Consider the following 26,416-nt stretch of genomic DNA (forward strand, 5'->3'; position numbering starts at 1 on the left):
AGCAAATAAAATCGTGCCAAAGTCATGATCTTCGTGAAAAATTCCATGCGTAAAACGTAAATTGTAGTGATTTAAAATTTCACTCTTAAAGCTTCCCTGCCAAGCAAAATAAAAATCATAAAATTTATTTTTACTTAAAAGTTCTAAACCGCTATCATACTCATCTTTCTTAAGTTTTTTAAGGGTGGGAAGTTTGGGCTTATTTTTAAATTCTCTTGTATTTTCATCATATTCAGTAAGATTATGAACTAGAATTTCTAAGTTTTTTTCAAGCATATTTTTAACGCAAAGTTCTATACAATCAAGGCTAATATAATCATCACTATCTACAAAATGAATAATCCTTGAAGGCAAGTCTTGCACTAAAAGTTCATGAATATTTTCTAAGTTTGTTTTGATAAAATTTGAAGTAATTTTTGTAAAATGCTTTTGAATTTCACTTAAAGAAAGTTCTTTTGTGTTTTTATCAAAGGTATGAGTTTTTAAAAAGGATTGTATGCTTAATTTTTCATTTGAATTGAAATTATTATTTTTTTGTATAAAACTTTCACTTTCTAAAAGCTCTCTTAAGGCAGAACCTTTGATAAACTCAAGTCCTAGATTCCTGGCTGAAGCTTGCCCTGAATTTGGCTTTGAAAGCACTAAAATTCTTTCATCTTTACTAGCAAATTCTAAAGCAATTTCTAAACTCTCATCATCACTTCCATCATCAACTAAGATAATATCTAAGTTTTGATAGCTTTGATTGATAAGACTTTGAACACATTCTTTAAGATAAGCTTTGACATTGTAAATTGGCACGATGATAGAAACTAAGGCATTTTTCATATCTTGTATTTTTTTGTCCCCAAAATCTTATGCACACTATGTCTTAAATTTCTTTCTAAAGAGCCAAAGATAGCTTTAAAAAACCCTTTTTGCTTAACTTGAGCTTTAAAAAGTATTTTTTTACTTTTTTGATATGAGGACTTATCTCTATCTATAAGAAGCTTAAAACCTAAATTAATCGCTTCTTGCAAGGCCTCGTTCATTCTTTTTTGGTTGTGTTTGTTATTTGAAATCGCAGCCTTATCGTTAATATATTTTAAACCAAGATTTGGATTTGATCCCCACAAATTAGGATTTCTATGAGGATGAGGAGGAACGAAGGTTCTAATATTTTTTCTTTGCAAAACCAAAGAAAAGGCAATATCTTCGCCTACTAATTTATAATCTTGCAAACTCTGCGTATCTTCAAACAAAAGCTTGAGCCATTCTTTTTTAAAAAACCAAGCATGTCCTACAAAATCAACCTCAGCTCGTATTTTGTTTGGCATTACCCAACCAAGCCTAAAAAAGTCATTAACAGGATAATTTTTTGCATTTTTAAGCACTATACCCACAGCTCCATAAAGCCCCCCCCCCTCTTGTTTTTGCATTTGTGAAAAACAATTAGCTAAAAAATCTTTTCCAGGTATAGTATCATCATCAAAAACACAAACTAAATTCGAATTCGCTCTTTTTTGTGCAAATTTAAATCTTTCCCACACACCTTTATTTTCTTTTGAAATTTCAATAAGATCAAATTCTTTTTCTATATCTTTTGGGATTTCAATGCCTTCAAACACTCCATCTTGATAAAGTAAAATTTCTTTTGGTTTTAAGGATTGGTTTTGAATGGCTTTGAGTTGCTCTTTCAGTGCTTGGGGGCGTTTGTAAAGATTAAGCACCACGCTCACATTAAGCTTATCTTCATATATTGGCATTACGCAGTTTCTTTCAGCGTATTCATTGCCCGGTATCATATAAGGGCGAAGTGCTTGAGCTCCTTTATTTCCAGCTTTTCCTGATTTAAAATAAAAATCAATTGATGAGCCAAAATCAATATAACGATTATTTGGGTTATATGAAAAAAGACTATGTATAATAATTTCAGCTAATGGTCCTGCTGATACAACAAAAAGCAAATTCTGTCTATCTGCAAAATCTTTCTTAATTTTATTAATCAAATTCTCTAAATCTTCTTGAAAAAATACATTGCAATCATCACTTATTTCGTAATGCTTGATGATATTAAGATTTCCTATTTGTTTATCTTTTGCACGATAATTAGCAATTAATACCGCATCCTCACTAAGTTTTTCAAAATACTCTTTAAATCGTCTATGATTGATATTAACAAAGATATTTGCAAAGCTCAAATTTTTTGATTTTATATGAGTTTGATACCAGCAAGTTGCTACTTCATCACAACACGGACAAGACACACCATAAATAAACCTCTCATCATTAATTTCAAGTGAAGCTAAAAGTGCCTTAGAAAAATCTTTATTATCTTGAAAACTCCAACCTTCTTGAGCATTAAAATTTTCCCCTATCATGATGGCTTTTTCACCATCACCATAACGAAGAAGGCTAAAATTTTCTTTTCTGTAAAGTTTATCAAAAATTCTATCAAATTCTTTATCTAGGTATAAAGTTTTCATTATAAATTCTTTCCTTTAAAAAAGTTTGCAATAGCTGAAAAAATTCTTTTGCTCGCCTTACCATCACCATAAGGATTTTGTTTTTTTGTGTAAAAAGGATTTTCAAGATAATAATTTACACGCTTATAAATAAGCTCTTCATCATTACCTACAAGCTCGCTAAAACCATTCTTTAATCCTGCCGTTCTTTCTGTAAAATTACGTAGAACAAGCACCTTGACTTTAAAACTTGGTGCTTCTTCTTGTATGCCACCACTATCACTTAAAATCAAGCTACTATGCTTCATCACATTGATTAAATCAATATAATTTAAAGCCCCACACAAAATAATATTTTGTGTATTTTTAAGCGTTTCTTCAAGCACCTGTTTGACATTTGGGTTTGGGTGCAGTGGTAAGATAAAAGTAATTTGTGCGTGTGTATATGCAAGCTTAAGCAAGCACTTGGCTAGAGCCTTTATATTATTATGATTTTCTCTGCGGTGTATTGTTACAAGCACGATTTTATCTTGTTTGAGATTTAATCCCAAGCGTTTAAGACGTTTGCTAGAATTAATCAGTTCATTTTTATCAATATAATATATCGCATCAATACCGGTATTTTTAGTGATAAAAATCTTATCCTTGGCAATGCCTTCCTTGACGAGATTTTTATAATCCTCTTTTGTTGGACAAAAATGCAAATCAGCTAGCTTGCTAATCATTAGTCTCATAGCCTCTTCTGGAAATGGTTCGTATAGATTGTGCGACCGTAAACCAGCTTCGATGTGAAAAATTGGTATTTTTTTATAAAAGGCTGCTAAGGCACCACAATACGCACTCATGGTATCACCTTGCACAATCAAAGCATCAAATTTCTGCTTACTTAAAAGTTCATCAAGCTGATTAAGAAGCTTTGCATTAAGCAAAGGTAAGCTTTGATCTTGAGTCATCACATTGAGATTAAAATCTGCCTTGAGATTAAAAAATTGAAGTGTTTGATTGCTAAGCTGTTTTTGCTGTTCTGTATTGCATAAAAAAACTTGCATATCGCTTTTTTGTGCCTTAAAATACAAAAACAATGGGGCAAGTTTTATAACCTCTGGTCTAGTGCCAAGCACAAATAAAATCTTTTTCAACAAATACCTCTAAGCTATCTTATCAAACTCGCTATTATAACACAAAAAGCAAGATTTTTTAAAGCTTTAAATTTAAAAACTTATTTTTGTTTAAAAAATAAAGCGATGATTTTTTTAGGATTACGCCAATACATTCTTATAAGAAGTTTTTGGCGGTAAAAATTAACATTTTTAATACCAATCTTATTTAAAAATTTATGAATTTCTTGCGTAAAGGCTGTATTTGTCTTAGAATGATAAAAAATATAATCATAAATGTATTTTTTAATGACTTTTTTAAAAAATTTTTGCTTGTTTTTATTTGCTTGCATAAAATCATAAACCACTTCAGCTATCCTAACCAAACAATACGCTCTAAAATACGCCCTTAAGCTTTGATAATCTTTAAAACAAGGTCTTAAAATTTCTAAATTTAAAGGCATTTTCTGTGGAAAATGATGTTCTTTCTGGCTTGTTATTATCGAATTTGATCTTATCCTATACACATACAAAGCCTCATTTATATAAGCGATCTTTTTTGCTAAAGCAAATAAAATCGTGCCAAAGTCATGATCTTCGTGAAAAATTCCATGCGTAAAACGTAAATTGTAGTGATTTAAAATTTCACTCTTAAAGCTTCCCTGCCAAGCAAAATAAAAATCATAAAATTTATTTTTACTCAAAAATTCTAAACCGCTATCATACTCATCTTTCTTAAGTTTTTTAAGGGTGGGAAGTTGGGCTTATTTTTAAATTCTCTTGTATTTTCATCATATTCAGTAAGATTATGAACTAGAATTTCTAAGTTTTTTTCAAGCATATTTTTAACGCAAAGTTCTATACAATCAAGGCTAATATAATCATCACTATCTACAAAATGAATAATCCTTGAAGGCAAGTCTTGCACTAAAAGTTCATGAATATTTTCTAAGTTTGTTTTGATAAAATTTGAAGTAATTTTTGTAAAATGCTTTTGAATTTCACTTAAAGAAAGTTCTTTTGTGTTTTTATCAAAGGTATGAGTTTTTAAAAAGGATTGTATGCTTAATTTTTCATTTGAATTGAAATTATTATTTTTTTGTATAAAACTTTCACTTTCTAAAAGCTCTCTTAAGGCAGAACCTTTGATAAACTCAAGTCCTAAGTTTCGAGCTGAACTTAAGCCACCATTTGGCTTGCTTAACACCAAAATCCTCTCATCTTGCTTAGCAAATTCTAAAGCAATTTCTAAACTCTCATCATCACTTCCATCATCAACTAAGATAATATCTAAGTTTTGATAAGTTTGATTGACAAGGCTTTGAACGCATTCTTTAAGATAAGCTTTGACATTGTAAATTGGCACGATGATAGAAACCATATCATTTTGCAAATTTTTTAACCTTTTTTTAAAACTGAACACAAAAGCAAATTTATATTTGTTTGTTTTCAAGAGATTTAAATTTTTTCGCTATTTGTTTTCTGCAAAGATTATAGTATTTTTTCTTTATACTTAAGTTAAATCTATATAAAAATTTTAAATAAGGATAAGTAAGGATATTGTATTCATAAAGTCTGTGCGCATCATGAATTTTTAAGAAAAGAATCTCATAATAAACAAAAAACTTAAATTTCTCATCATGCTTTAAAGCAAGTTTTGCTAATAGCTTTTGCACCAATTCGCAGTCTTTATTGCATTGAATAAAATTCTCTTTTGCACGAGTGAGCGATTTTGGATTAAAACGGTAATAATACAAAAGCTTATCACACAAGTATATATTTTTACTCACCAACAAAAGAGCTATAACGACTAAATTGTCTTCTGCCATATTTATCAATACCCCCCCCCCCTATGATGCTAATAGCACTCAAATACGCCTCTTTTCTACATAGCTTAAAAACAACACCACCAAAATTCATATCGTTATCAAAATAAAACTCTAACAATTTGTCTTTATTTACAAATCCTTCTCTTCTTGATGCAAGGTTATGCTTTTCAAAACTTGCATCTTGTTTTTCTTGTGAATAACAATTAAACGAGATAAAATCAATTTCCAAGCTCTTGTTTTTATCTATAATTTCAAACAATATCTCACAAGCTCTTTCATCAAAATAATCATCTGGATCCAAAAAAAGCAGATATTCTCCACTAGCAACCAAAGCTCCATTGTTTCTAGCTATAAAAACACCTTGATTTTTTTCGTTATGAATAATTTTTACCCTTTCATCTTTCAAAGCAAATTCCTTAGCAATTTCTATACTACTATCTTGCCCACAATCATCAACAACAATGATCTCTATATCTTTAAACGTTTGATTTATGCAAGATTGTAAAGCTTGAGCGATAAAGGCTTGAACATTGTAAGTTGGAAGTATGATCGAAAATTTAGGAACTTGCATGTGTTTTATCCTTAAATATTAAAGTCTTAGAAAGCGATGTATTATAATCAATATTCATAAATTTTCAATCAATATTTGCTATAATTTTTGACAAAAAGGCAAAGCTTGAAAATTTTTATCCACCTTCCAACTTGGCTTGGCGATGCAGTTATGGCAAGTGCGGCTTTAAAGCTTGTGTTTGAGCATTTTACAAAGCTTGATAAAAAAACTGAGTTTATACTTCATGGCTCTTTTGTGGCGTGCGAGCTTTTTAAAGAGTGTGAAAATACACGGATTTTTATAGAAGATAAAAGATCAAGATATGTAAATTTTTATAAACTCGCTAAAATTTGGGGTAGGGTTGATTACGCCTTTTCTTTTAGAGGGGCATTTTCAGCTAAAATTATGCTTTTTTTACTGCATTCAAAATATAAATTTATCTTTAATAAAAAGCACAACAAAAACGCTCATCAAGTGCTAAAATACCTTGAATTTATCAAAAACTCACTCAAGCTTAAAGAAGCAGTGCAAGATGAGCTTTTTTTACCCATAAAAGCGTATAAAAAGCTTGATGAAAACGAGCAAAAAGCTTTGTGTGAATACTTTAAACTTGATATAAACAAGAAATTTTTAGGTATAAATGCTGGGGCAAAATATGGTAGTGCCAAACGCTGGAATGAAGAGTATTTTGCAAAAGTTGCTCTTGAGTTTAGCAAAAGCCATAAAATTCTCATCTTTGGCGTAGCAAGCGAACAAGAACTTTGCGATAAAATCGAGTTTTTGCTTCAAAAAAATGGCGTAAAAGCTTTAAATTTGTGTGCTAAAACGAGTATAAAAGAGCTTTGCGAGCTTATTTCTAGCCTTGATCTTTTTATCAGCAATGACAGCGGTGCCATGCATATAGCAGCTGTGTATAAAACACCTACTATAGCGGTGTTTGGACCTACAAAATTCACTCAAACTTCGCCTTGGCATAATGAAAATGCAAGGCTTGTGCATTTAAATTTAGCTTGTATGCCTTGTATGAAACGAGTATGTCCTTTAAAACATCACGCTTGCATGCAAGAGTTAAAACCTGAACTTGTAATCAAAGAAGCAAAAAGCTTGCTTAAAGAGCAAAGATAATCTTCCAAACTCCATCGATTTTCACGGCATTTAAGCGTTCATCGGCTATGCTTTTGTCATTATAAATAAGCTCGATTTGAAGCTCTGTAAGCTCGCTATTTAGCTCTTTTTTATCAGTAATTTTAACTTCTTTAACGCCACCGTGTTGAGCAAGTTTTTCTTTAAGCTTGCTTAATTTTTCATTGAGCCTTTCATCGATTTCTTTAGTGCTTAGCTCGCTTTGAATGCTTGCTGGCACATATACATAGGACTTTATCCTGCGAAAATCGTCTTCTTGCACCGCCTTAAAATAATCCTCACTAATGTATTTTGGACTATTTTTAAACACACACGCGCCCAAAAATACACACACTATCAAAAAAATGTATTTTTTCATCTTTACTCCTTTTTAAAATACTCTTCAAATCTTTCTAGCATTTCTTCAAAACACTTCATCGATAAACTGATAAATGATATGATGTTTAAGATATGCGTTTCTTGGATTCTTGCTGTATTATCGCTTGGAACGACTAAATTAAGCTCACAAAGCTCATTCATAGCTCCTCCACCTTTGCTACTAAGCCCTATTGATCCTGCAAAATCTCACTTGCAACAAGTGTTTTTTTTTGATATTCTTCAAACTCTTTTTTAATCAGACTTAGCATTTTTTCTCCTTTATTTTATCTATAATTAAACTTGTGCTAAAGCCCTCTTCAAAGGCTATAAGTTCAACTTTTTCAACCAAATCAGCCCCTACAACTTCTTTGTCCTCATAATCAGCCCCTTTAACCAAAATATCTGGCTTTAAAGTTTTAATCAACTCATAAGGTGTATCCTCGTCAAAAATCACGACAAAATCCACAAAATAAAGTGCCGCAAGCAAAGCTGCTCTTTGAAATTCGCTATTTACAGGTCGCGTTTTGCCTTTTAAATGCTTTACGCTGGCATCTGAGTTTAATCCCACCACAAGCAAATCACCTAAATTTCTTGCTTTTTCGAGGTATTTGATATGTCCAAAATGCAAAATATCAAAGCAACCATTAGTAAAAACTACTTTTTTACCAAGATGAGCAAGTCTTTTGACAAGGGCATTTTTTGTGATAATCTTAGCTTCAAAGCTTGTTTTGCCGTAGTTTTTAATCTCCTCAAAACTCACACTTACGCTTCCTACCTTGCTTACCACAACGGCAGCTGCAGCGTTTGCTAACTCACAAGCTTTAATAAGAGGCACTTTCAAAGCAAAACAAAAGGCAAGCATGGCTATGACGCTATCTCCAGCCCCTGTTACATCAAAAACCTCTCTTGCCGTAGCTTCAATGATATGTAAATCATCATCAAACACAGCTATACCAGCTTCTGAAAGAGTAATGAGTGAGTATTCAAGCTTAAATTTTTCTTTAAGCTCTTTAATGCCTTTTTTAAGATTATCCCCATTTAAATCACTCATTTTAAGGGCTTCTAAGGCTTCTTTTTTATTTGGTGTAAGTAAGGTTGCCCCTGTATATTTTGAGTAATCACTACCCTTTGGATCGATGAGTATGGGTATGTTTAACTCGTTTGCCTTTGTGATGAGTGCCCTTGTTACCTTAGGGCTTAAAACACCCTTGCCATAATCACTTAAAACCACGCTTTGATACTCTTTAACACATGCTTCAAATTCAGCAATCAATTCATCTTCTAAACTAATATCATCAGTGCTTTCATCATCAAGTCTTAAAACCTGCTGAGAATGAGAAATAATACGATTTTTAAGCGAAGTTTTGCGTCCTTTTTGAGTAAGTAAAACCCCATCAATCCTTGTTTTTAAGAATTCCCCAGTCTCATCATCGCCCACTACGCTTAAAGCCTTGACATGAGCATTTAAAGCCTTTAAATTCGCATAGACATTTGCTGCTCCACCAAGCCTTTTATCCTGACTTTTTGTTTTCATCACTAAAACAGGAGCTTCAGGGCTTACACGCTCACAATCACACCAAATATAATTATCCACCATCAAATCCCCAACAACAAGGATTTTAGGGCTTTGATTAGCTAAAAAATCAAGCATTTACTTCCTTTTCATGAATGCGTTTAATTTCACTTATATAGTCCTTAATGCCCTCTTCTAGGCTAAACTGAGGCTCATACAACCCGACCCAGCTACTTAAATCAGCTTGAGTGTGAAACTGATAAGCCTTTGCGTAAGGATTTTTGATATATTCACAAGACAAAGTTGTGCCAAGCCCAGTTTGTAAAATATCAACAATATCTTGAAAGCTTCTTGGAATGGAAGTTGCCACATTATACACCCCACTTTTTACTTCTAAAGCCTTTAAATTCGCGTTTATAACATCTTTAATATACACAAAATCCCTAAAAATTTTCTCGCTCCCCTCAAACAAACGCGGATTTTGTCCGCTTAAAATTTGCAAGCCAAATTGCAAGATCATTGACGCTGTCTTACCCTTGAAAAATTCACCTTTACCATAAACATTAAAATATCTAAGCCCTACTATATCAAGCTTTTGGCTGTATTTAAAAGCCAAATGATCCATCATAAGCTTTGAAAAAGCATATGGATTTTTAGGTGTTTCGTCTTTTCCTACAATTTGCGGACTAGCTGCATCCCCATACACCGAAGCAGAACTCGCATAAATAAGTTTTGCTTTAAGCTTTATACTTAAGTCTATAAAGTTTTTAAAGCTGTTTAAATTCGTGCGTAAAATAAGGTTTTCATCATCTGCTGTGGTATCTGAAATGGCTGCTTGATGAAAAATCACTTCGGCTTTAAAATCCTCAATCTTTTCAAAAACGCAAGGCTCATTTATATCGCCCACAAAAAGCTCGCCTTTAAAGCCAAGTAAGTTTTTAAAATGCCCTAGACTTTTAAGGTTTCCATTAGAAAATTTCTCCTCATTTCTCATCTTATCAATCACCAAAATTTCATGCTTATCTTGCAAGGCTAAAGCAAGCTGTGAGCCTATAAATCCAGCTCCTCCTGTGATAACTATCTTCATTTTATCCTTTCAATTTCTTTTTTAAAAATACCAAAGCTAAACTTAAGTTTTTACAAATTTCAAAATGTCCTTTTTTGAGATCTTTTTTTAAATTTTTATCTTCGCTCAAAAGCACTAAAGTGCCGACTTTTGCGGCTAAACCTGCTTGCATATCGCTTAAATTATCACCTATAAAAACTGCATTTTGCATATTAATGTCAAATTCAAGCTGGGCTTTTAAAAGCATACCCGGTTTTGGTTTTCTGCACTCACAATTTTCTAGGTGCGGACAATGATATATTTTAGTAATTTCTATGCCTTGTTTTTTAAAACTTTCACACATAAATTGGCTTAACTTTGCAAAATCAGCCTCGGTATAATAGCCCCTTGCTATGCCTGATTGATTAGTGATCACAAAGATTTTAAAGCCTTCTTGTATAAAAAAATCGCACAAAGGAAAAATCCCTTCGCAAAACTCAAAATCTTCTTGTTTATGCACATATTTTTTATCAATATTAATCACACCATCACGATCTAAAAATAACGCCTTTGTTTTCATCGCTTCTCATTATAATATAAATTTGCAAAAATTAAACACTAAATATAAAATAATTCTTAAGAAAAATATTCTTTATACCCGCAATGCAAAGAATCAAAGCAGATCATAAATATTTTAAAAATTTAAGCGATGAGCTTTTTCATTGTGCTGCCACTACGATTTTTTCGTGCATGACTATCAAGTCCAACCTCTACACCAAAAACAAAATCATTTAAATCTTTGATTTTTTGATCTGCAAATACCTCAGGCTAAACCACTTTCACACATAAACTCACAATTATATCTATGCTAGAAAAATACGAATTTAACGCTCTTTGTCTACCAAAACTATCAAATAAATTATCATTTTTTCTCGCACAGCTAAAATGATATGCAAACATTCAAAGGCTTTAAGTCATTTTTTCAAATAATCCTGCAAGCTTTTTACTTCTAAATAGCTTTCATTTTGCACGGCTTTGATTGACTTTGCACCAGCTAGTGCTCCTCTTAGATTTGTAAAATAAGGAATTTTAAAACGAATGATATTTGCTCTTATTTTTTTGGTATCATCTTTAAAGCTGTTTTCATCACTGGTATTAATCACTAAGGCTATCTCGTTGTTTTTGAGTTTATCCTCTACATTTGGGCGACCTTCTGAAATTTTATAGACCAGCTCGCATTCAAAGCCTGAATTTTGAATTTCCTTACAAGTGCCAGCTGTGGCTATGAGTTTAAAGCCTAAATCACTATAAGCTTTTGCAAGGTTTTTAGCGTATTTTTTATCGCCATCTTTTAATGAGATAAACACACTTCCTTTTTTTGGTAGGTTGTTAAAGGCTGAAATTTGACTTTTTGCGTAAGAATTTGCAAAATCCTTGCTTATGCCCATCACCTCACCAGTTGAACGCATTTCAGGTCCTAAGTCTAAATCACTTCCATTAAGCTTTGCAAAAGGAAACACTGCTTCTTTTACGCTGATAAAGCCTAAATTTTTAGGCACAAAAATGCCATTTTTTTCTTCAATTACAGCGAAATTATCATAAAATTTTAAGGCTTCTTTTAAATTGCCTTGCCACATTACTCTAGTTGCTATTTTTGCTAGTGGCACGCCTGTAGCTTTGCTTACAAAAGGCACGGTTCTACTTGCTCTAGGATTAACCTCTATCATGAAAAGTTCATCATTTAAAAGGGCAAATTGTATATTAAGCAAGCCTACAACGCCTAAATTTAAGGCTATGTCTTTGGTTTTTTCTCTGATTTCATTTTGTGCTTTTTCACTGATATTAAGAGGGGGTAAAGAGCACGCAGAATCCCCACTATGAATGCCAGCTTCTTCAATATGCTCCATAATGCCAGCCACATACACATCTTTGCCATCACTAATAGCATCAACATCAAGCTCAGTAGCGTTATCTAAAAACTGATCGATTAAAACCGGACTTTTATCGCTCACATCAACAGCTTCTTGCATGTAAAGTCTTAATTCAGCTTCATTATGCACCACTCTCATTGCTCTTCCGCCTAAAACATAACTTGGGCGAACTAAAACCGGATAAGCAATATCACTTGCCTTTAATACAGCTTCTTCAACGCTTGTTGCAGTAGCATTTTTAGGTTGTTTTATGGCTAATTTTTCACAAAATTCAGCAAATTTCTTTCTATCTTCTGCTAGATCAATAACTCTAGCCGTTGTGCCTATAATCTTAGCTCCAAAAGCACTTAATCTTTTAGCAAATTTCAAAGGCGTTTGCCCTCCAAAATGCACTATCACTCCATCTGGCTTTTCTCTTTCAACCACAGCTCTTAAATGCTCAAAGTCTATAGGCTCAAAATACAAAATATCACTGGTATCATAATCAGTGCTTACTGTTTCTGGATTGCAATTATACATGATGGTTTTAATGCCTAAATCATTTAAGGCAAAAGATGCATGCACACAAGCATAATCAAACTCAATGCCCTGTCCTATGCGGTTAGGTCCTCCTCCTATAATCATAACCTTTTTTTCTTTTTTATCTTTTTTTACCAAAGTTTCATTTTTGTTTTGAGCAAATTCATTTATACTTGTGCTTGAGTAAAGATAAGGCGTAAGGGCTTTAAACTCACCTGCACAGGTATCTACTTCATTATAATTAAGATTGATTTTTTGTCTTAATCTTGCATAATATATATCATTTTGAGAAAGCTCTAAATTATCTTTTAAATTCACAAGCAAGGCGAGCATTTTATCAGAAAAGCCCATAGCTTTGGCTTTTCTAAGCAAGGTTTTATCATTTAATATATCCATATCTATACATTTTTCAAAGTCTATGATTTCTTTGATTTGCTCTAAAAACCAAGTATCGATTTTACAAAGCTCATGAAGTTCAGCCACACTAAAGCCCTCTCTAAAAGCTTGTGCTAGATATAAAAGGCGTTTTTCATTGGCATTTCTTATATTAAAAATCAATTCATTTTTATCAGCTTTGATAAAATTAAAACCACAATAGCCCTTTTCAAGCGAACAAAGTGCTTTTTGTATGCTTTCTTTAAAAGTGCTTCCTATAGCCATCACCTCGCCTACGCTTTTCATGGCTGTGCCAAGTTTTGAGTCTGCATTTGGGAATTTCTCAAAGGCAAAACGAGGAATTTTTGTTACTATATAATCAATTGCTGGCTCGAAACTAGCTGGCGTGCCCGTGATGTCATTTTTAATCTCATCTAAGCTAAAGCCAACTGCTAAAAGCGTAGCCACTTTTGCTATAGGATAACCTGTAGCCTTGCTTGCAAGGGCTGAAGAGCGAGATACTCTTGGATTCATTTCTATAACTATCATGCGTCCATTTTTTGGATTGACAGCAAATTGCACATTTGAGCCGCCTGTATCTACGCCTATTTCTCTTAAAATGGCAAAGCTAGCATTTCGCATGACTTGATATTCTTTATCGGTTAAGGTTAAAGCTGGAGCTATGGTAATGCTATCTCCAGTATGCACGCCCATAGGATCAAAATTTTCTATGCTACAAACTATGATACAATTATCATTCTTATCGCGTATGACTTCCATTTCATACTCTTTCCAACCAAGTAAGCTTTCTTCTATGAGAATTTCATGGATTGGGCTAAGAGCTAAAGCTACAATAGCAAGCTCTTTAAACTCGTCTAAATTATACACCACGCCAGAACCTGCCCCACCAAGCGTATAAGAAGCACGTATCATCAAAGGAAAACCTATATCATCAACTGCCTTTAAAGCCTCATCATAATCATACGCATACATAGACTTTGGCAAATCCATACCAATCTTTTTCATACACTCTTTAAAAACCTGTCTATCCTCACCTTTTTTAATGGCTTCTGGCTTTGCTCCAAGAAATTTCACATGGCTAAAATTTTTCTTAAAATCCTCACTTTCAAAAAGCTCCATAGCCACATTTAAGGCCACTTGTCCGCCCATAGTAGGCAAAATCGCATCAATTTTTTCTTTTTTAATAATCCTTAAAATACTTTCTTTACTAATAGGTTCTATATAAGTTGCATCAGCAAATTCTGGATCAGTCATAATAGTAGCAGGATTTGAATTAATCAGCACAACCTTATACCCTAGTTGCTTAAGCGTTTTAGCCGCCTGAGTGCCAGAATAATCAAACTCACAAGCCTGCCCTATAACTATAGGACCGCTACCTATAAGCAAAATAGTATGAAAATCGGTTCTTTTTGGCATAGTTTTTTCCTTGAATTTTGAGAGCAATTGTAGCATTTTGAACTTTTATTTTTGGTTAAAATTATATTGAATTGAGCAAATATTTTTAATAAAAAAAGTATATTTTGTAAGAAAAATTTAAATGGCATTTGCCAAGAAATCTTAAGTTAAGACTTGTCAAAAAAAACAAGGAGTAAATATGCTTTATCCTGTGTGTAATGGCGTTGATTTATTATGGAAATATAGAAATTTACACATCTTAGTTTTAAAATGATGATTTTGCAAAAACTTAAAATTTAAGAAAAAGCCCAATTTATAGGCTTAAATACTTTTGTGCTAAGAAAAATACACAAAAAAAGATAAATCTTATTTCAACTCCCCAGCATTCATCCTATCTTTTGCTTCTATACCCATAAGCTTTAGGACTGTTTTTATGCTTAAAGCCACTACTGCAAAGAGTTTAAGCAAGGCGTCCTCATCATTTGTGCCTAACACTTTGTTTTCATTATAAAATTTATGGAAGCTTGCTGCAAGGCTTTTTAAGTAATCAGCTATCTTTTGTAAAGCCCTATTTTCAAAAGCATCACATAAAATGGCATGCGAATTTAAGCTTTCAAAAAGCAAATTTAAAGCTTCATCACTAAGCTTGCTTAAATCAGCATTGATAACTTGTTCTACGCTCTTGCCAGACTTTGCAAATACCTGATGAATGCGTGCATGTGCATAATTGATATAAAAAACAGGATTTGAGCTATCTTGTTTTTTAAGTTCGTTAATGTCAAACTCAAGATGAGTATCACATTTTTTGCTTAAAAAGATAAAACGCAAGGCATCAGCTCCTATCTCATCAAGCACTTCTTGCATAAGTATGAAATTTCCAGCCCTCTTACTCATCTTGTAAGGCTCGCCATCTTTTAACAAAGAAACCATTTGAGCTAGGATCACTTCAAGCTTGCTCTCATCAAAACCAAGAAAACTCATCGCTGCTTTCATCCTAGCTATATAGCCGTGATGATCAGCTCCCCAAATATTAATGCACTTATCATAACCCCTGCTTAATTTGTCTTTGTGATAGACTATATCAGCAACAAAGTAAGTTCCTCGCCCATCTTCTCGCACGATAACGCGATCTTTTTCATCACCTTTTTGACTTGACTTAAGCCAAATTTTACCCTCTTTTTCATAGCTAGCATGATTTGCTTTTAGGGCTTGAAGTGTAGCGTCAAGCTGTTCATACAAGCTTAATTCACTGATGAAATGATCGATTTTTATACGTGCTGAAGCTAGAGTCGCTTTGATCTCAACGAGCATTTTATCCTTTGCCCAAGAAGCGATTTTAGGGATATTTTTTTCCTCAAAAAAATCCACGCCAAATTCAGCCAAAGCCTCCTTAGCAAGCTCTTTGATATACTCGCCTTTATAATACTGATCAGGATAAACAACGCTTTGTTTAAACTCATTTTCACGCACAGCCAAAAGCACTGAAAGTCCTAGAAGCTCGATTTGATTGCCCGCATCATTGATATAATATTCAGTGTCAAACTTAAAACCTAAATGCCTTGCTACTCTGGCTAAAGTATCACCAAAAACAGCCCCTCTAGCATGCCCTATGTGAAGTGGTCCTGTAGGATTTGCACTTACATATTCAAGTAAAAAACTTTGCTTTTTAGCTGTGCCTTTTGCAAAATCTTCACTCTTGCTTAAAGCCTTTGTGGCTTCATCGTTTAAAAACTCACGCGAAAGCTTGAAATTTACATAGCCATTAACAGCCTCAACCTTTTCAAAAAGCTTTTCATTTGTAAATTTAACAGCTAATTCCTCAGCAATAAGCTTGGGATTTTTTCTTAGTTCTTTCGCTAAAGAGAAGGCAAGTGGGGTTGCAAAATGAGCAAGGTTTTTATCCTTTGGGCTTTCAAGCACAAAGTCTTGATCTAAACCTTGCTTTACGCACTCATATACTCTTGTTTTCAAAGCTTAAGCTTTCTTTTGTTCGTCGCTTTTTATACCCTCATCGCTTGTAAAAACCTTTGTATCTGGTTTTTCTTCAAGCTTTGCAGAATTTTTGTTTGTCTCATCTTCATCATTACTCATCTCACTTTTAAAGGTTTTTATACCCTTACCTAAGCCTTTTGCAAGCTCTGGAATTTTTTTTGCCCCAAATAAAAGCACGATGATAAGTAAGATAACCAACCATTGTCCCGGTCCTATAGAACTTAAACCCATTTTATTCTCCTTTATACCATTGAGTTTGAATTTCAGCTACAGTCTTACTTTGCACGCGTTTTTTACACGCTTTAAAGACAGCCTTAAGCTCTTTATAACTTTGTTCCAAGTCCTCATTAATGATTAAAAAATCATATTGAGCGATGAAATTCATCTCATTTTCAGCCACAATGAGACGCTTTTTGATCGTATCTATTGTATCAGTTTTTCGATTAATAAGTCTTTTTTCAAGTTCATTTTTTGTCTTTGTTGTGATAAAAACTGAACTTAATTCATCTTTAAGTTTTTCTTTGACTATGCAAAAACCTTGCACATCAATATCAAAAATCACTACTCTACCTTCAGCAAGGGCTTTTTGAGTGTGTTTTAAAGAGGTGCCATAAAAGTTATTATACACTTTTGCCCATTCTAAAAAGGCTCCTTCATCTATATCTTTTTGAAAATCTTCCTCACTTACAAAATGATAATGAACCCCATCTATCTCGCCTTCTCGTGGTTTTCTTGTCGTGCAAGAAATAGAAAAATAAAGCTCATCTTTAAATTCGTTTATCAAACGAGTTAAAAGCGTGGATTTACCTGCCCCGCTTGGTCCGGAGATCAAAAGTATATAACCACCTTGCACGTTTAAGCTTTCTCATCAAATTTGATGTTAATGCTAATGTTCATATTCATGCCCTTTAAAGCAGCTTTTAAAGTATCATCTTTAATACTTTCGCTTACAGCCGCAGCTATACTTTTACTAAGCTCATCGATGATCTCATCGCTCTTTTGACTTGGGGTTTCTTGTGTTATTTGAGTATGTGCTGACTCTATAGACTCTTGCACTTGCGTTGGCTCTTCTTCGCTCACTTCTTCGCCCAAGGCAAGCTGAATTTCTCTTTCATTGAGCTGTTCTATATCCTTTTGAATTTCAGCACTTTCTATTTCAGGGCTTGGCAATTCTTCGCTTTGCAAATCCTGTTTATCCAGATCATCGAGCGCAGCAAGTTCAGCTTTGATTTTATCTTGAGCGCTCAAGTTTTCATCAGCTTTCATTTCTTCTTCATCGATAAGTTGAGGTTGAGGCTCGTTTTGCTCTTCTTTTTCTTCAATCTGCCCTAAAAATTTCGCATCTTCTGGTATATCATCAAAATCAATTTGTTTTTCTTGCTTTTCCTCGACACTGAAAGGCTCGTGGGCTAACTCATCTTGAGTTTCATCTTTTAATTCTGTTTGGGTTAAGTGCTGAGTCTTTGTCTCATCTTGAATTTGCGGGGCTTGCTCGGCATTTGTTTCAACTTGAGCTTCTGATTGGTTTGAAGCTTCACTTGTTTTTTCTCCTGCAGGCTCTTGCTTAGGTAAATCAGTCAAATCACCTATCTTGTCATCTTCGCTAGAAATAAGCTTATCCGTTTCATCTTGAACTTCAAGCTCTTGAGATTGAGTTACTTTATCTTGGTTTTCTTGCATATCTTCTTGCAAAGCTTCACTTTGTTCTAAAACTGGTTCTTGTGAAATTTCTTTAGACTTATCTAAGTCAAGCTCTTCATGAACTTTTGTCTCATCTTGAGCTAAATCTTGGCTCGGCTCATCTAAATTTATAGGCTCATCAGTCTGAAAAGGAGTTTGGATTGCACTTCTATCTTGAGTTTGTGCCGATTCTTCTTGACTGACTTCTTCAGGTAAAGCTTGAGGCTTTGTTTGATCAAAATTTAAATCAAAATCTTTAAGTTCTTCATCATCGATTTCTTCAGGCTTGCTAACTGATTTTTCTTCATCGCTCATCTTGAAAACCGCGTCTAAATCATTTTCATCAAAATGCTCATCTTGTCCTTCAAGCTTTGTAATTTTCTTCTCTTGTTCACTTGTATTTTCTTCTTGAAGCTCTTGTGCTTCATCTTCTTTTTGTATTTTGTTTTCTTCTTTATTTTGAACTTGGCTTGATAAAGTCTCCTCTTGGGTTTTAGGCTCATCTTGAGAATTCAATTCTTCTTTTGGTTCGTCTTTCAAAGCTGTTTCATCTTGACTTTTTTGCTCTTTTTTATCTGCATTTGTATCATCAATATCTTCAAAATTTAAAGCATCAAGATCAAGTTGTATATCATCGTAAGGGTTTTCTTCTTTATTATCTACAGGCTCTTTATTTTTTTCTTTGACGCTTAATTCTTCGACAACTTGAGCTTCTTCTATAGTTTTATTTTCTATTAGTTTTATCAAATCAGTTGGCAAAAATGGCTTGTGTAAATTTTCTACACCTTTAACATTTTCAGCACTTTTTGGACTCAAATAGATGAGCTTTTCACATTTTTGAGCAAGCTCTTTTATATCAGCTTCGACCTCATTATCAATGATGATAATATCACTTCTTCCTTGAAAGTCCTCAACATTTTCAAACTCTTCAAATTCATAAGCTATTTTCTCAGCACTCAAGCGCGCTAGTTTTGAAACAATAGGGTTTTTATTAAGCAATACGATTTTCATGCACCATTCCTTAAGATGAAAAACTATATTTTAAGATATTTTTTATTATTAAATGCTTAGATAAAGAATAAAGTTTGCATATTTGAAAAAACTTTTAAAATAAGTTCTTTAAAATACTGCATCATTATCACTAAAATCGAAACCAAAACCACAAAACCAAGAGCAATTTTTATAGGATAACCTACAACTAAAAGGTTAAATTGAGGCATAGTTTTCATTAAAAGCCCAAAGATTAAATCCGCTAAAAGATTAATCGCTAAGATCGGAAAAGCCATCGCAAAGCCTATCATAAAGATATTAAGCATACTTGTATTAACATAACGAAGCAAATTTTCGCCTGGATAAAAACCACCCAAGTCGATATAAGTTAAAGAATGACTTAAAAAAAGCAAGATCAAATGATGTCCATCAAAGGCTAAAAATACAAGCAAGGCAAGTAAGTTTAAAATTTGAGAAGTGATGGGCACACTCGCTCCAGAACTTGGATCAAGCACACTTGCCATAGTAAAGCCCATAGTAAAAGCCATTTGCTCGCCTGCAAATTGCACGAAAGCAAAAACTATACTAAGCAAAAGTCCAGCTATCATTCCAAGCAAAGCCTCGCTTAAAATTTGCAAGATAAAAAAAGAATTATAACTTGGCATTTCAAGCTTTGCTAGGGGAAATAAAAACATCGTTAAAAACAAAGCTAAAGTTGCTTTAATAACATTTGGGATATTATTGTGTGAAAAGAAAGGAAAAAAAACAAAAATCCCACTTACTCTTGCAAAAAGTAAGAAAAAAGCCGCGACATTTTCATCGCCAAGATAATTAACAAATTCCATTTTGACTTAGCTTATACTGCTCATCGCAAAGCAAAGCAAGGGAATTATCATGCGTTACAAAGATCAAAACACCTGCATTTTCTTTTACATAGCTATTTAAAATTTCTATTACATTAGTGGCATTTTCTTTATCTAAATTTCCTGTTGCCTCATCTGCAAAGATGATCTTAGGCTTTTTACAAAGCACCCTTGCTATGCTCACTCTTTGTTGCTGTCCTCCGCTAAGCTTAGCAATTTTTTGATTTAAAAGATGAGCTATGCCAAGTTTTTCAAGTAAGCTTTGATCAAGACTTTGTCCTGATAAAACATTAGCAAGTTCTATATTTTCAAAAGCAGAAAAACCTTTAAAAAGATAATGAGTTTGAAAGATAATGCCAAAAAAATACCTTCTTATCCTTAGCCTTTCAGTTTCACTTAAGGCATATAGATCATGATTTTGAAAAAAAACTTTTCCTGAATTTGGCTTTAAAAGTGTAGAAAGTATGTGTAAAAGAGTGGATTTTCCGCAACCTGAACTTCCTTGTATGGCTATGCTTTGTCCCTCATTAAGACTAAAACACAAATCCTTAAAAAGCGGATAATCAAAGCTGTGGCTTAAATTTTCCGCTCTTAAAAGTTCCATTTTAGCTCATTTGTGCAGCTACTTCAGCAGCAAAGTCCTCAGACTTTTTCTCAAGTCCTTCACCCACCTCAAAGCGGATAAACTCGACGATTTCAAATTTTACGCCAAGCTCTTTAATCTTTTCTTCTATGACTTGTTCTATAGTTTTTTTATCATCCATTACAAAAAATTGCCCCATTAAAGTGAGCTTACTATCAAGCTGAGAATTATCACTAATAAAGCTATTAAGCTTACCCGGGATAATATTTGCCCAAATTTTTTCTGGCTTGTTTTGAGCTTTAAGTTCAGCTTTTATATCTTCTTCAGCTTGCTTTAAAATAAGCTCGCTAAGTTGCTTTCTACTGGCGTATTTTGGAATTTTATGCTCTGGTTTGTTTGGATCTTTAAGTCTTCTTCGCTCTTCATTATCCTTTTCAAGTTCAGCAACCAAGGCTTTGTATTCTTGCTCTACAAAATTTATATCTAAGTCTTTATAGCTAAGATATACAGGCTTCATAGCAGCTATATGCATACAAATTTGCTTTAAAAAGTCAGTGATTTTTTTCGCAGCTTCTTCACTCTCAGCACTTGCAGCGATGATAACGCCCACGCGTCCATTGGTGTGGATATAGCCATTTACTATGCCGTTATTACCAGCTTTTAAAGTCGCTAATCTACGCACAACAAGATTTTCACCTATGGTTGCGATTTGAGATTTAAGGTATTCTTCAAAAGGCGTTCCATTAATCACACTTTTATTAAGCTCTTCAGTAGTGCTAATAGCTTGGGCTTGAATGTGAGCTGTAGTATCTTTAGTTAAGGCGATAAATTGCTCATTTTTAGCTACAAAATCGGTTTCTGAATTAATCTCACTTAAAGTAGCTTGCTTGAAATCCTCACTTACTTTAACGCTTACCAATCCTTCAGCAGCTAAACGATCGGCTTTTTTAGCCGCCTTTCCAAGTCCTTTTTCGCGTAGGTATTGCACCGCTTTTTCAAAATTACCCTCAGTTTCCTTAAGAGCATTTTTACAATCCATCATTCCAGCTCCGGTGCTTTCGCGAAGCTCTTTTACCATTTGTGCAGTGATTTCAGCCATGATTATTTTTCCTCTTCTTCAAAGTCTTCTTCGCTAAATTCTTCACTCATTGCTTCTTCAACAAGAGCTTCTTTTTCTTCATCGCTGACTTCTTGTTTTTCTTCGTTTATATCCTCATCTTGTTCTCTTAAAGACTTACCCTCGATGATAGCTTCTGACATTTCTTGGCAAAAAAGCTGCACTGATCGGATCGCATCATCATTTCCCGGGATTGGATAAGTTACAAGATCAGGATCGCAATTCGTATCAAGTGGTGCAACTACAGGAATTTTTAAGCGATTAGCTTCTTTTACAGCAATTTTTTCTTTAACTGTATCGATCACAAAGATCATATCAGGTTGAGTTTTAAGATGTCTTATACCACCAAGATAGGCTAAAAGTTTTTCTTTTTTGCGAGTAAGCATTAAGGCTTCTTTTTTAGTTAGAAGCTTGATAGAGCCATCCTCTTCCATTTTTTCTATAATCTCAAGTTTGCGTATGCTTTGACGAATAGTGCCAAAATTTGTCATCATACCACCAAGCCAGCGATGATTGACATAAGGCATACCGCATTTTTCAGCATATTCTTTAATCGCAGCTGAAGCTTGTTTTTTTGTGCCTACAAAAAGTATAGTTTTGCCTTCAGTAGCAGCGTCTCTTACTATATTGTAAGTGTAGCGAAAATAACGCAAGGTTTTTTGCAAATCAATAACATAAATGCCTTTTCTTTCCCCAAAAATGAATTTTTTCATCTTTGGATTCCACCTGCGTGTTTGATGCCCAAAATGCACACCGCATTCAAGCAAATCCCTCATGCTAACCATGTTTTTCTCCTTAAAATTTAGCTTTTTCCTCCGCACCCCTTGAACTCATCAAGCTAAAAAGGATTGGTGCGTGTGAAATAAAAAGCTTAATTTTAGCAAATTTAAGTTTAGTTTTTGCTTAGTTTTTCATGACGTTTGAAAATTTTGCTTGGGCGGGTAGTAAGGCGCTTAAACCGCTTGTATTTTTCAAAATACTTTACACCCCTTGTCATCATAAAGCTTTGCTCAAAAAAGATTAATAAAGTCATCGAAATGCCTACAGCTAAAGCCGAAGTTACTGAAATCGTTGTCAAAAAACAATCAAAAAAATACACCAAATACCGAGTTTTTTCAATGGCATCACTTGAGTTGATAAAATAAAACAGATATAAAATCGCCCTATACGCATAAATTCCAGGTATCATCACAAGCAAAGCCGGAAAGGCGATAATCTCGGCTGGGATTTTTGAAATTTTAGCAAAAAGCATACCAAAACAACCCACTAAAAAAGACGCACAAAAAGTCGCAAGAGCGAGATTTTGAAAAGAAAAAAACTCAAGTAAAGTAAAGCGAAAACCATGCCCAATAGCCGCCAAAAGAGCCGATAAGAACAAAGTGCGAATAGGAGGATTGCAAGAGTATGCAAAACCAAAGCCAGCAATTGCCGCAAAAGACATATCAGTAAATATAGAATAAAACCCATTCATCGCCAAAAACCTAAATTTGAAAGTGCAAGTGTGGTGTAAATGCTTACTGCTATACAGCTGATTAAAATTACTACGCTAATGATACGGCTTAAGCCTACTAAAACATAGCTTTTGAGTATATCAATAACCGAGTTGATAAAGAAAATTCCTGGGATCAAATACAAAATACTTGAACTAAGTGCAACCTCACCCGTTTTGGTAAAACCCAAATCAACACCTATGGAAACGATATATGAAGAGATGAATGCACAGATGATATATTGAATTCTTATATCAAGTTTAAAATGAGTAAAAATCGTCCTTAAACTTGAGCCAACAAGAGTGCCTAAAAACACCAAAATAGAAGTTTCAAAATCCCCACCAAAAAGTCTTGAAAAAGCCATTTGAGTTATACTTGCAAAAAGTATATAAGTATAAGCTGGGCGTTGATTTTTTTGAATAAGCTTTTCAAAACACCTTTTTGCAACTTTAAGATTATGGATATGATCATAAATCGCCCAACTTAAGGCACTTAAATCTAAGATCAAACGAAAATCGATGGGAGAGTATTTGTTATTGACGAGATAAGTGCGTGAGATCGAGATATCATCAGGATCGATAAGATTAACCAATGTATGATTAAAAGAAAAATGCAAATGAATCTCATATCCAAAGGTTGCAGCTATGCGTTCTGCACAGCGATTTACACGCGAGCTATAAGTGCCAACGCCAACCATAGTGGAGATGTATTTGATCAAAAAATTACTCAATTCTTGAATGTCTGGCTTTTGCATGCATATTTTCTTTCATAGAATTTTTCTGTATTTCTAGCACAAAATGTTTAAAATAAGGTAAAATTATAACAAGTTTTTAAAATTTTGTTTTAAAAATCACACAAAAAAGGATAAAAATGCAAACAAAAGTAGGAATTGTCGGTGTAGGATTTGTAGGAGCGGCAACAGCTTCAAATCTTGTGAATATGGCAATGTGTGATGAGTTAATGCTTTATGATATTAAAACTGATTTAGCCGTTGCTCATGTTCATGATCTTAAAGATAGCTTAGTTTTTACTCATTCGCATACGAAGATATACTTAGCTAAAGATATTCAAGAGCTTGCAAAGTGTCAAGTAATCGTGCTTTCTTTTAGAAAAATACATTTAAACACTCTAGCTACAAGACTTGAAGAGCTTGAAAACAATACTTTTGAACTTATAAATATCATCTTACCACTTGAAAAAGCCGGTTTTAAAGGCGTGTATGTCATCGCTACAAATCCAAATGATAGTATCGTTTATCTTACTGCTTCGCTTAGCAAACTAGAAAAAGGGCGAATTTTTGGCTCTGGCACAAATTTAGACAGCTCAAGATTAAGGCGAATTTTAGGCGAGAAATTGGGGCTTAATCCTTGCAATATCAAAGCTTTTATGATAGGCGAGCATGGAGACTCTCAATTTGCCTACCTAAGCCATGCTTATGTGGGTTCAAAAAGCTTAAGTGAGTATTATGAGCAAAAACTAGGCAAAAAAATCAACACAGAGGAGCTTGAAAAAGAAGTGGCAAATGAGGGCTATTTCATCTACAACAAAAAAGGATGCACAGAATACGGCATAGGAGGCTCTTGTGCCATGCTTGCTGAAGCTGTGCTTAAAGATAAAAAACTTTTAGTTCCAGTTTCTAGCGTGTTTAAGGATTATGCTTTATCTTTACCTTGTATAATTGGTAAAAATGGCGTTGAAGAGGTGCTAGAGTGTGAATTTAGTGAAGCTGAAAAAGCCAAACTCGAACAAACTAAACATAGTATAAAAACAACCATTTTAAGCGTCAAAGATAGGATTGAAGCTAAGATCAAAGCTTAAAATGGCTTTGATAAATTTTTAAATACAGGCTTTTTATCTTGTGTTGATTTTTAATGAGAATTTAAGAGCTAGCTTTTTAAGACGTTAAGTTTTTTGCAAATATCTTAAAATAACTTAGCTTCTATAAACAAAAATTGGCTTGTTTGAAGTGATTTTACTCATAGGCTTTGCAAAACCCGCTAAGCCCTTTTATATCACACAAATTGATGAACCTAAGCCTTGCTTAAAAACTCGCTTAAAGCCCTCGCACAGCACTTGCCATCTTCTATGGCATTTACCACCAAACTTTGTCCCATTCGAGCGTCTCCACAGACAAAAACCTTTTTTCTTGTACTTTGATAATGTGTGCTTAAGATATTGTTTTTTTCATCAAGTTCAAGTTTGAAATTTTTTGCTAGCTCGTTTTCACAGCCACTAAAGCCCATAGCCAAAAGCACAAGATCAACTTTATATTTTTTTTGTGAGTTTTGCACCACTTCGTTGATGAATTTACCTTCTTTTTGCACCCTTTTAAGATCGCTTGCTAGCACGGCTGTAACTTTGCCATTTTTGCCGATAAATTCTTGCGTTGCTTTTTGATATTCTCTTGGATCTTTTTTATACACCGCAATAGCTTCTTCAAGTCCATAATCAGTCGTAAAAATATCAGCTTTTAAAGGCCAAGGATTATCCTTTGTTCTTGTAAGCTGGCGTTTAGGGCTTCGCTCAAAACGCGTAATACTTTTTGCTCCTTGTCTAGTCGCTACAGCAACACAATCCACGCTTGTATCGCCACTTCCTATGATAAGCACATCTTTGCCCTTAGCTAAGGTTGCTGCCTCGCCATTATCTAACAAGCTTTTTGTGTTTAGAGTAAGAAAATCCACTGCAAACATTATGCCCTCAAGCTCTCTGCCTTTGATATTTAAATCATTTGGCTTGCTTGCTCCAGTAGCTAAAATCACAGCATCGTAGTCTTTAATGAGTGCATCAGCCTTTTCTTTGCTGTTGATATCTTGCTTTGTTTTAAACTCTATACCACTTTGCCTTAAAAGCTCGATCCTTCTTTCAACCACACTTTTTTCAAGCTTCATATCAGGTATGCCATACATCAAAAGCCCACCCAAGCGATCGCTTCTTTCAAAAACACTAACTTTATAGCCAAGTAAATTTAGCTCATAAGCTGCAGCTAAGGCAGAAGGACCGCTTCCTACTATGGCTATTTTTAAGCCATTATAATGCTGGGGCTTACTTGCTTTAACAAGCTTCATCTTAAAGGCATTTTCTATGATGGCATATTCGTTTGCTTTTATGGTTACACTTTGTGAGTTAATCGCACACACACAGCTATCCTCACAAGGTGCTGGACAAACACGGCTTGTAAATTCAGGAAAAGGATTAGTAAGGCTTAAACGCTCATAAGCTAGGGCATAGTTGTTTTTATATACAGCGTCGTTAAATTCTGGGATCAAGTTATGCAAAGGACAACCTATATCCTTTTTATCCTCAACAAGCCCAGCTTGACAAAAAGGCACCCCACAATTCATACACCGACTCGCTTGCTCAATTTGCTCTTTTTCATCAAAAGCAAGTGTAAATTCTTTATAATTTTTAATACGTTCAAGTGGCGTGATTTTTGCAATCTTTGCTCTATTAAATTCTAAAAATCCCCTTGGATTTGCCAT

General features: G+C 33.9%; 24 protein-coding genes and 3 pseudogenes. 2 read left to right on the forward strand and 25 right to left on the reverse strand.

Annotation, left to right across the window (positions count from 1 at the left end; genetic code table 11):
* The 6 genes from DMB91_RS04820 to DMB91_RS04845 all read right to left on the reverse strand — a co-directional run.
* A partial coding sequence (locus tag DMB91_RS04820; protein WP_143116847.1) for a glycosyltransferase family A protein occupies nt 1-828 on the reverse strand: 828 nt, incomplete at its 3' end.
* On the reverse strand, nt 825-2,465 hold the full coding sequence (locus DMB91_RS04825) for a glycosyltransferase family A protein (protein ID WP_034906975.1): 1,641 nt from the start codon (nt 2,463-2,465) through the stop codon (nt 825-827). The genes DMB91_RS04820 and DMB91_RS04825, both read right to left, overlap by 4 nt.
* Nucleotides 2,465-3,583, reverse strand: coding sequence for a non-hydrolyzing UDP-N-acetylglucosamine 2-epimerase (wecB, locus tag DMB91_RS04830; RefSeq protein WP_052043267.1), 1,119 nt, complete (start codon nt 3,581-3,583; stop codon nt 2,465-2,467). The genes DMB91_RS04825 and wecB overlap by 1 nt, the downstream gene beginning before the upstream one ends.
* Before the next feature lie 80 nt (nt 3,584-3,663).
* On the reverse strand, nt 3,664-4,245 hold the full coding sequence (locus tag DMB91_RS04835) for a hypothetical protein (RefSeq protein ID WP_143116848.1): 582 nt from the start codon (nt 4,243-4,245) through the stop codon (nt 3,664-3,666).
* Between the two features lie 5 nt (nt 4,246-4,250).
* The gene (locus tag DMB91_RS04840; protein ID WP_143116849.1) at nt 4,251-4,934 is read right to left on the reverse strand and encodes a glycosyltransferase family 2 protein; all 684 of its coding nucleotides are present in this window, start codon (nt 4,932-4,934) and stop codon (nt 4,251-4,253) included.
* A gap of 389 nt (nt 4,935-5,323) precedes the next feature.
* Entirely contained in the window at nt 5,324-5,941 is a 618-nt protein-coding gene (locus DMB91_RS04845) for a glycosyltransferase family 2 protein (protein WP_052043260.1), read from the reverse strand.
* A 105-nt stretch (nt 5,942-6,046) separates the two neighbouring features.
* Between DMB91_RS04845 and waaF the strand changes: the two genes are divergently transcribed.
* Nucleotides 6,047-7,045, forward strand: a complete 999-nt coding sequence (gene waaF, locus DMB91_RS04850; RefSeq protein WP_034906728.1) for a lipopolysaccharide heptosyltransferase II — start codon at nt 6,047-6,049, stop codon at nt 7,043-7,045.
* On the opposite strand, the gene DMB91_RS04855 is transcribed toward waaF, so the two are convergent.
* The 18 genes and pseudogenes from DMB91_RS04855 to DMB91_RS04935 form a co-directional block, all read right to left on the reverse strand.
* A complete protein-coding gene (locus DMB91_RS04855; RefSeq protein ID WP_034906730.1) occupies nt 7,029-7,421 on the reverse strand; it encodes a DUF4878 domain-containing protein in 393 nt (130 codons plus the stop codon). The genes waaF and DMB91_RS04855 overlap by 17 nt on opposite strands.
* A gap of 45 nt (nt 7,422-7,466) precedes the next feature.
* Nucleotides 7,467-7,612, reverse strand: a pseudogene (locus DMB91_RS09095) (phosphoheptose isomerase); the annotation flags it as partial.
* A 70-nt stretch (nt 7,613-7,682) separates the two neighbouring features.
* Entirely contained in the window at nt 7,683-9,071 is a 1,389-nt protein-coding gene (gene rfaE1, locus DMB91_RS04865; protein WP_034906732.1) for a D-glycero-beta-D-manno-heptose-7-phosphate kinase, read from the reverse strand.
* Nucleotides 9,064-10,020, reverse strand: a complete 957-nt coding sequence (gene rfaD / locus DMB91_RS04870) for an ADP-glyceromanno-heptose 6-epimerase (RefSeq protein WP_034906735.1) — start codon at nt 10,018-10,020, stop codon at nt 9,064-9,066. Before rfaD ends, rfaE1 begins: the two co-directional genes overlap by 8 nt.
* A 1-nt stretch (nt 10,021) precedes the next feature.
* Nucleotides 10,022-10,558, reverse strand: coding sequence for a D-glycero-beta-D-manno-heptose 1,7-bisphosphate 7-phosphatase (gene gmhB, locus DMB91_RS04875; RefSeq protein ID WP_034906739.1), 537 nt, complete (start codon nt 10,556-10,558; stop codon nt 10,022-10,024).
* Nucleotides 10,559-10,680: 122 nt separating this feature from the next.
* Nucleotides 10,681-10,791, reverse strand: a pseudogene (locus DMB91_RS09285) (DpnII family type II restriction endonuclease); the annotation flags it as partial.
* Between the two features lie 15 nt (nt 10,792-10,806).
* Complete coding sequence (locus DMB91_RS09100) at nt 10,807-10,938, reverse strand: hypothetical protein (RefSeq protein ID WP_260604879.1); 132 nt, start codon at nt 10,936-10,938, stop codon at nt 10,807-10,809.
* A gap of 14 nt (nt 10,939-10,952) precedes the next feature.
* Complete coding sequence (gene carB, locus DMB91_RS04885; protein WP_034904805.1) at nt 10,953-14,240, reverse strand: carbamoyl-phosphate synthase large subunit; 3,288 nt, start codon at nt 14,238-14,240, stop codon at nt 10,953-10,955.
* 345 nt (nt 14,241-14,585) lie between these two features.
* The gene (gene argS, locus DMB91_RS04890) at nt 14,586-16,190 is read right to left on the reverse strand and encodes an arginine--tRNA ligase (RefSeq protein ID WP_034904802.1); all 1,605 of its coding nucleotides are present in this window, start codon (nt 16,188-16,190) and stop codon (nt 14,586-14,588) included.
* Nucleotides 16,191-16,193: 3 nt separating this feature from the next.
* Nucleotides 16,194-16,442: a twin-arginine translocase TatA/TatE family subunit gene (locus DMB91_RS04895; RefSeq protein ID WP_034904800.1), complete on the reverse strand. Its 249-nt coding sequence runs from the start codon at nt 16,440-16,442 to the stop codon at nt 16,194-16,196.
* 1 nt (nt 16,443) lies between these two features.
* The gene (gmk, locus tag DMB91_RS04900; protein ID WP_034904798.1) at nt 16,444-17,064 is read right to left on the reverse strand and encodes a guanylate kinase; all 621 of its coding nucleotides are present in this window, start codon (nt 17,062-17,064) and stop codon (nt 16,444-16,446) included.
* 2 nt (nt 17,065-17,066) lie between these two features.
* Nucleotides 17,067-17,207, reverse strand: a pseudogene (locus tag DMB91_RS09290) (hypothetical protein); the annotation flags it as partial.
* 1,751 nt (nt 17,208-18,958) lie between these two features.
* The gene (gene fliR, locus DMB91_RS04910) at nt 18,959-19,726 is read right to left on the reverse strand and encodes a flagellar biosynthetic protein FliR (RefSeq protein ID WP_034904793.1); all 768 of its coding nucleotides are present in this window, start codon (nt 19,724-19,726) and stop codon (nt 18,959-18,961) included.
* Complete coding sequence (locus DMB91_RS04915; RefSeq protein WP_034904791.1) at nt 19,713-20,348, reverse strand: ABC transporter ATP-binding protein; 636 nt, start codon at nt 20,346-20,348, stop codon at nt 19,713-19,715. Before DMB91_RS04915 ends, fliR begins: the two co-directional genes overlap by 14 nt.
* A gap of 1 nt (nt 20,349) precedes the next feature.
* On the reverse strand, nt 20,350-21,426 hold the full coding sequence (tsf, locus tag DMB91_RS04920; RefSeq protein WP_034904788.1) for a translation elongation factor Ts: 1,077 nt from the start codon (nt 21,424-21,426) through the stop codon (nt 20,350-20,352).
* A 2-nt stretch (nt 21,427-21,428) separates the two neighbouring features.
* Nucleotides 21,429-22,229, reverse strand: a complete 801-nt coding sequence (gene rpsB / locus DMB91_RS04925) for a 30S ribosomal protein S2 (protein ID WP_034904786.1) — start codon at nt 22,227-22,229, stop codon at nt 21,429-21,431.
* A 107-nt stretch (nt 22,230-22,336) separates the two neighbouring features.
* Entirely contained in the window at nt 22,337-22,915 is a 579-nt protein-coding gene (locus DMB91_RS04930; protein WP_052043199.1) for a threonine/serine exporter family protein, read from the reverse strand.
* Nucleotides 22,912-23,688 (reverse strand): threonine/serine exporter ThrE family protein, encoded by a 777-nt coding sequence (locus DMB91_RS04935; RefSeq protein WP_034904784.1) that lies wholly within the window; start codon nt 23,686-23,688, stop codon nt 22,912-22,914. Before DMB91_RS04935 ends, DMB91_RS04930 begins: the two co-directional genes overlap by 4 nt.
* Nucleotides 23,689-23,804: 116 nt before the next feature.
* Here DMB91_RS04935 and DMB91_RS04940 point away from each other — a divergent pair, with 116 nt between their 5' ends.
* The gene (locus DMB91_RS04940; protein ID WP_034904781.1) at nt 23,805-24,752 is read left to right on the forward strand and encodes a lactate/malate family dehydrogenase; all 948 of its coding nucleotides are present in this window, start codon (nt 23,805-23,807) and stop codon (nt 24,750-24,752) included.
* Nucleotides 24,753-24,964: 212 nt separating this feature from the next.
* Here the strand turns inward: DMB91_RS04940 and DMB91_RS04945 are convergent, their stop codons facing one another.
* The gene (locus DMB91_RS04945; protein WP_034904779.1) at nt 24,965-26,416 is read right to left on the reverse strand and encodes a glutamate synthase subunit beta; all 1,452 of its coding nucleotides are present in this window, start codon (nt 26,414-26,416) and stop codon (nt 24,965-24,967) included.

It is taken from the genome of Campylobacter sp. MIT 97-5078, from assembly GCF_006864455.1.
In the GTDB taxonomy this organism is placed as follows: domain Bacteria; phylum Campylobacterota; class Campylobacteria; order Campylobacterales; family Campylobacteraceae; genus Campylobacter_D.

Bases quoted from the DNA above. Each gene is read 5' to 3' on its own strand.
- DMB91_RS04915 (WP_034904791.1), bottom strand. From the start codon at position 20,348: ATGGAACTTTTAAGAGCGGAAAATTTAAGCCACAGCTTTGATTATCCG.
- tsf (WP_034904788.1), bottom strand. From the start codon at position 21,426: ATGGCTGAAATCACTGCACAAATGGTAAAAGAGCTTCGCGAAAGCACC.
- DMB91_RS04825 (WP_034906975.1), bottom strand. From the start codon at position 2,465: ATGAAAACTTTATACCTAGATAAAGAATTTGATAGAATTTTTGATAAA.
- carB (WP_034904805.1), bottom strand. From the start codon at position 14,240: ATGCCAAAAAGAACCGATTTTCATACTATTTTGCTTATAGGTAGCGGT.
- DMB91_RS04855 (WP_034906730.1), bottom strand. From the start codon at position 7,421: ATGAAAAAATACATTTTTTTGATAGTGTGTGTATTTTTGGGCGCGTGT.
- rfaE1 (WP_034906732.1), bottom strand. From the start codon at position 9,071: ATGCTTGATTTTTTAGCTAATCAAAGCCCTAAAATCCTTGTTGTTGGG.
- DMB91_RS04945 (WP_034904779.1), bottom strand. From the start codon at position 26,416: ATGGCAAATCCAAGGGGATTTTTAGAATTTAATAGAGCAAAGATTGCA.
- DMB91_RS04845 (WP_052043260.1), bottom strand. From the start codon at position 5,941: ATGCAAGTTCCTAAATTTTCGATCATACTTCCAACTTACAATGTTCAA.
- rpsB (WP_034904786.1), bottom strand. From the start codon at position 22,229: ATGGTTAGCATGAGGGATTTGCTTGAATGCGGTGTGCATTTTGGGCAT.
- DMB91_RS09100 (WP_260604879.1), bottom strand. From the start codon at position 10,938: ATGTTTGCATATCATTTTAGCTGTGCGAGAAAAAATGATAATTTATTT.
- DMB91_RS04935 (WP_034904784.1), bottom strand. From the start codon at position 23,688: ATGCAAAAGCCAGACATTCAAGAATTGAGTAATTTTTTGATCAAATAC.
- gmhB (WP_034906739.1), bottom strand. From the start codon at position 10,558: ATGAAAACAAAGGCGTTATTTTTAGATCGTGATGGTGTGATTAATATT.
- fliR (WP_034904793.1), bottom strand. From the start codon at position 19,726: ATGGAATTTGTTAATTATCTTGGCGATGAAAATGTCGCGGCTTTTTTC.
- DMB91_RS04940 (WP_034904781.1), top strand. From the start codon at position 23,805: ATGCAAACAAAAGTAGGAATTGTCGGTGTAGGATTTGTAGGAGCGGCA.
- rfaD (WP_034906735.1), bottom strand. From the start codon at position 10,020: ATGAAGATAGTTATCACAGGAGGAGCTGGATTTATAGGCTCACAGCTT.
- DMB91_RS04930 (WP_052043199.1), bottom strand. From the start codon at position 22,915: ATGAATGGGTTTTATTCTATATTTACTGATATGTCTTTTGCGGCAATT.
- DMB91_RS04895 (WP_034904800.1), bottom strand. From the start codon at position 16,442: ATGGGTTTAAGTTCTATAGGACCGGGACAATGGTTGGTTATCTTACTT.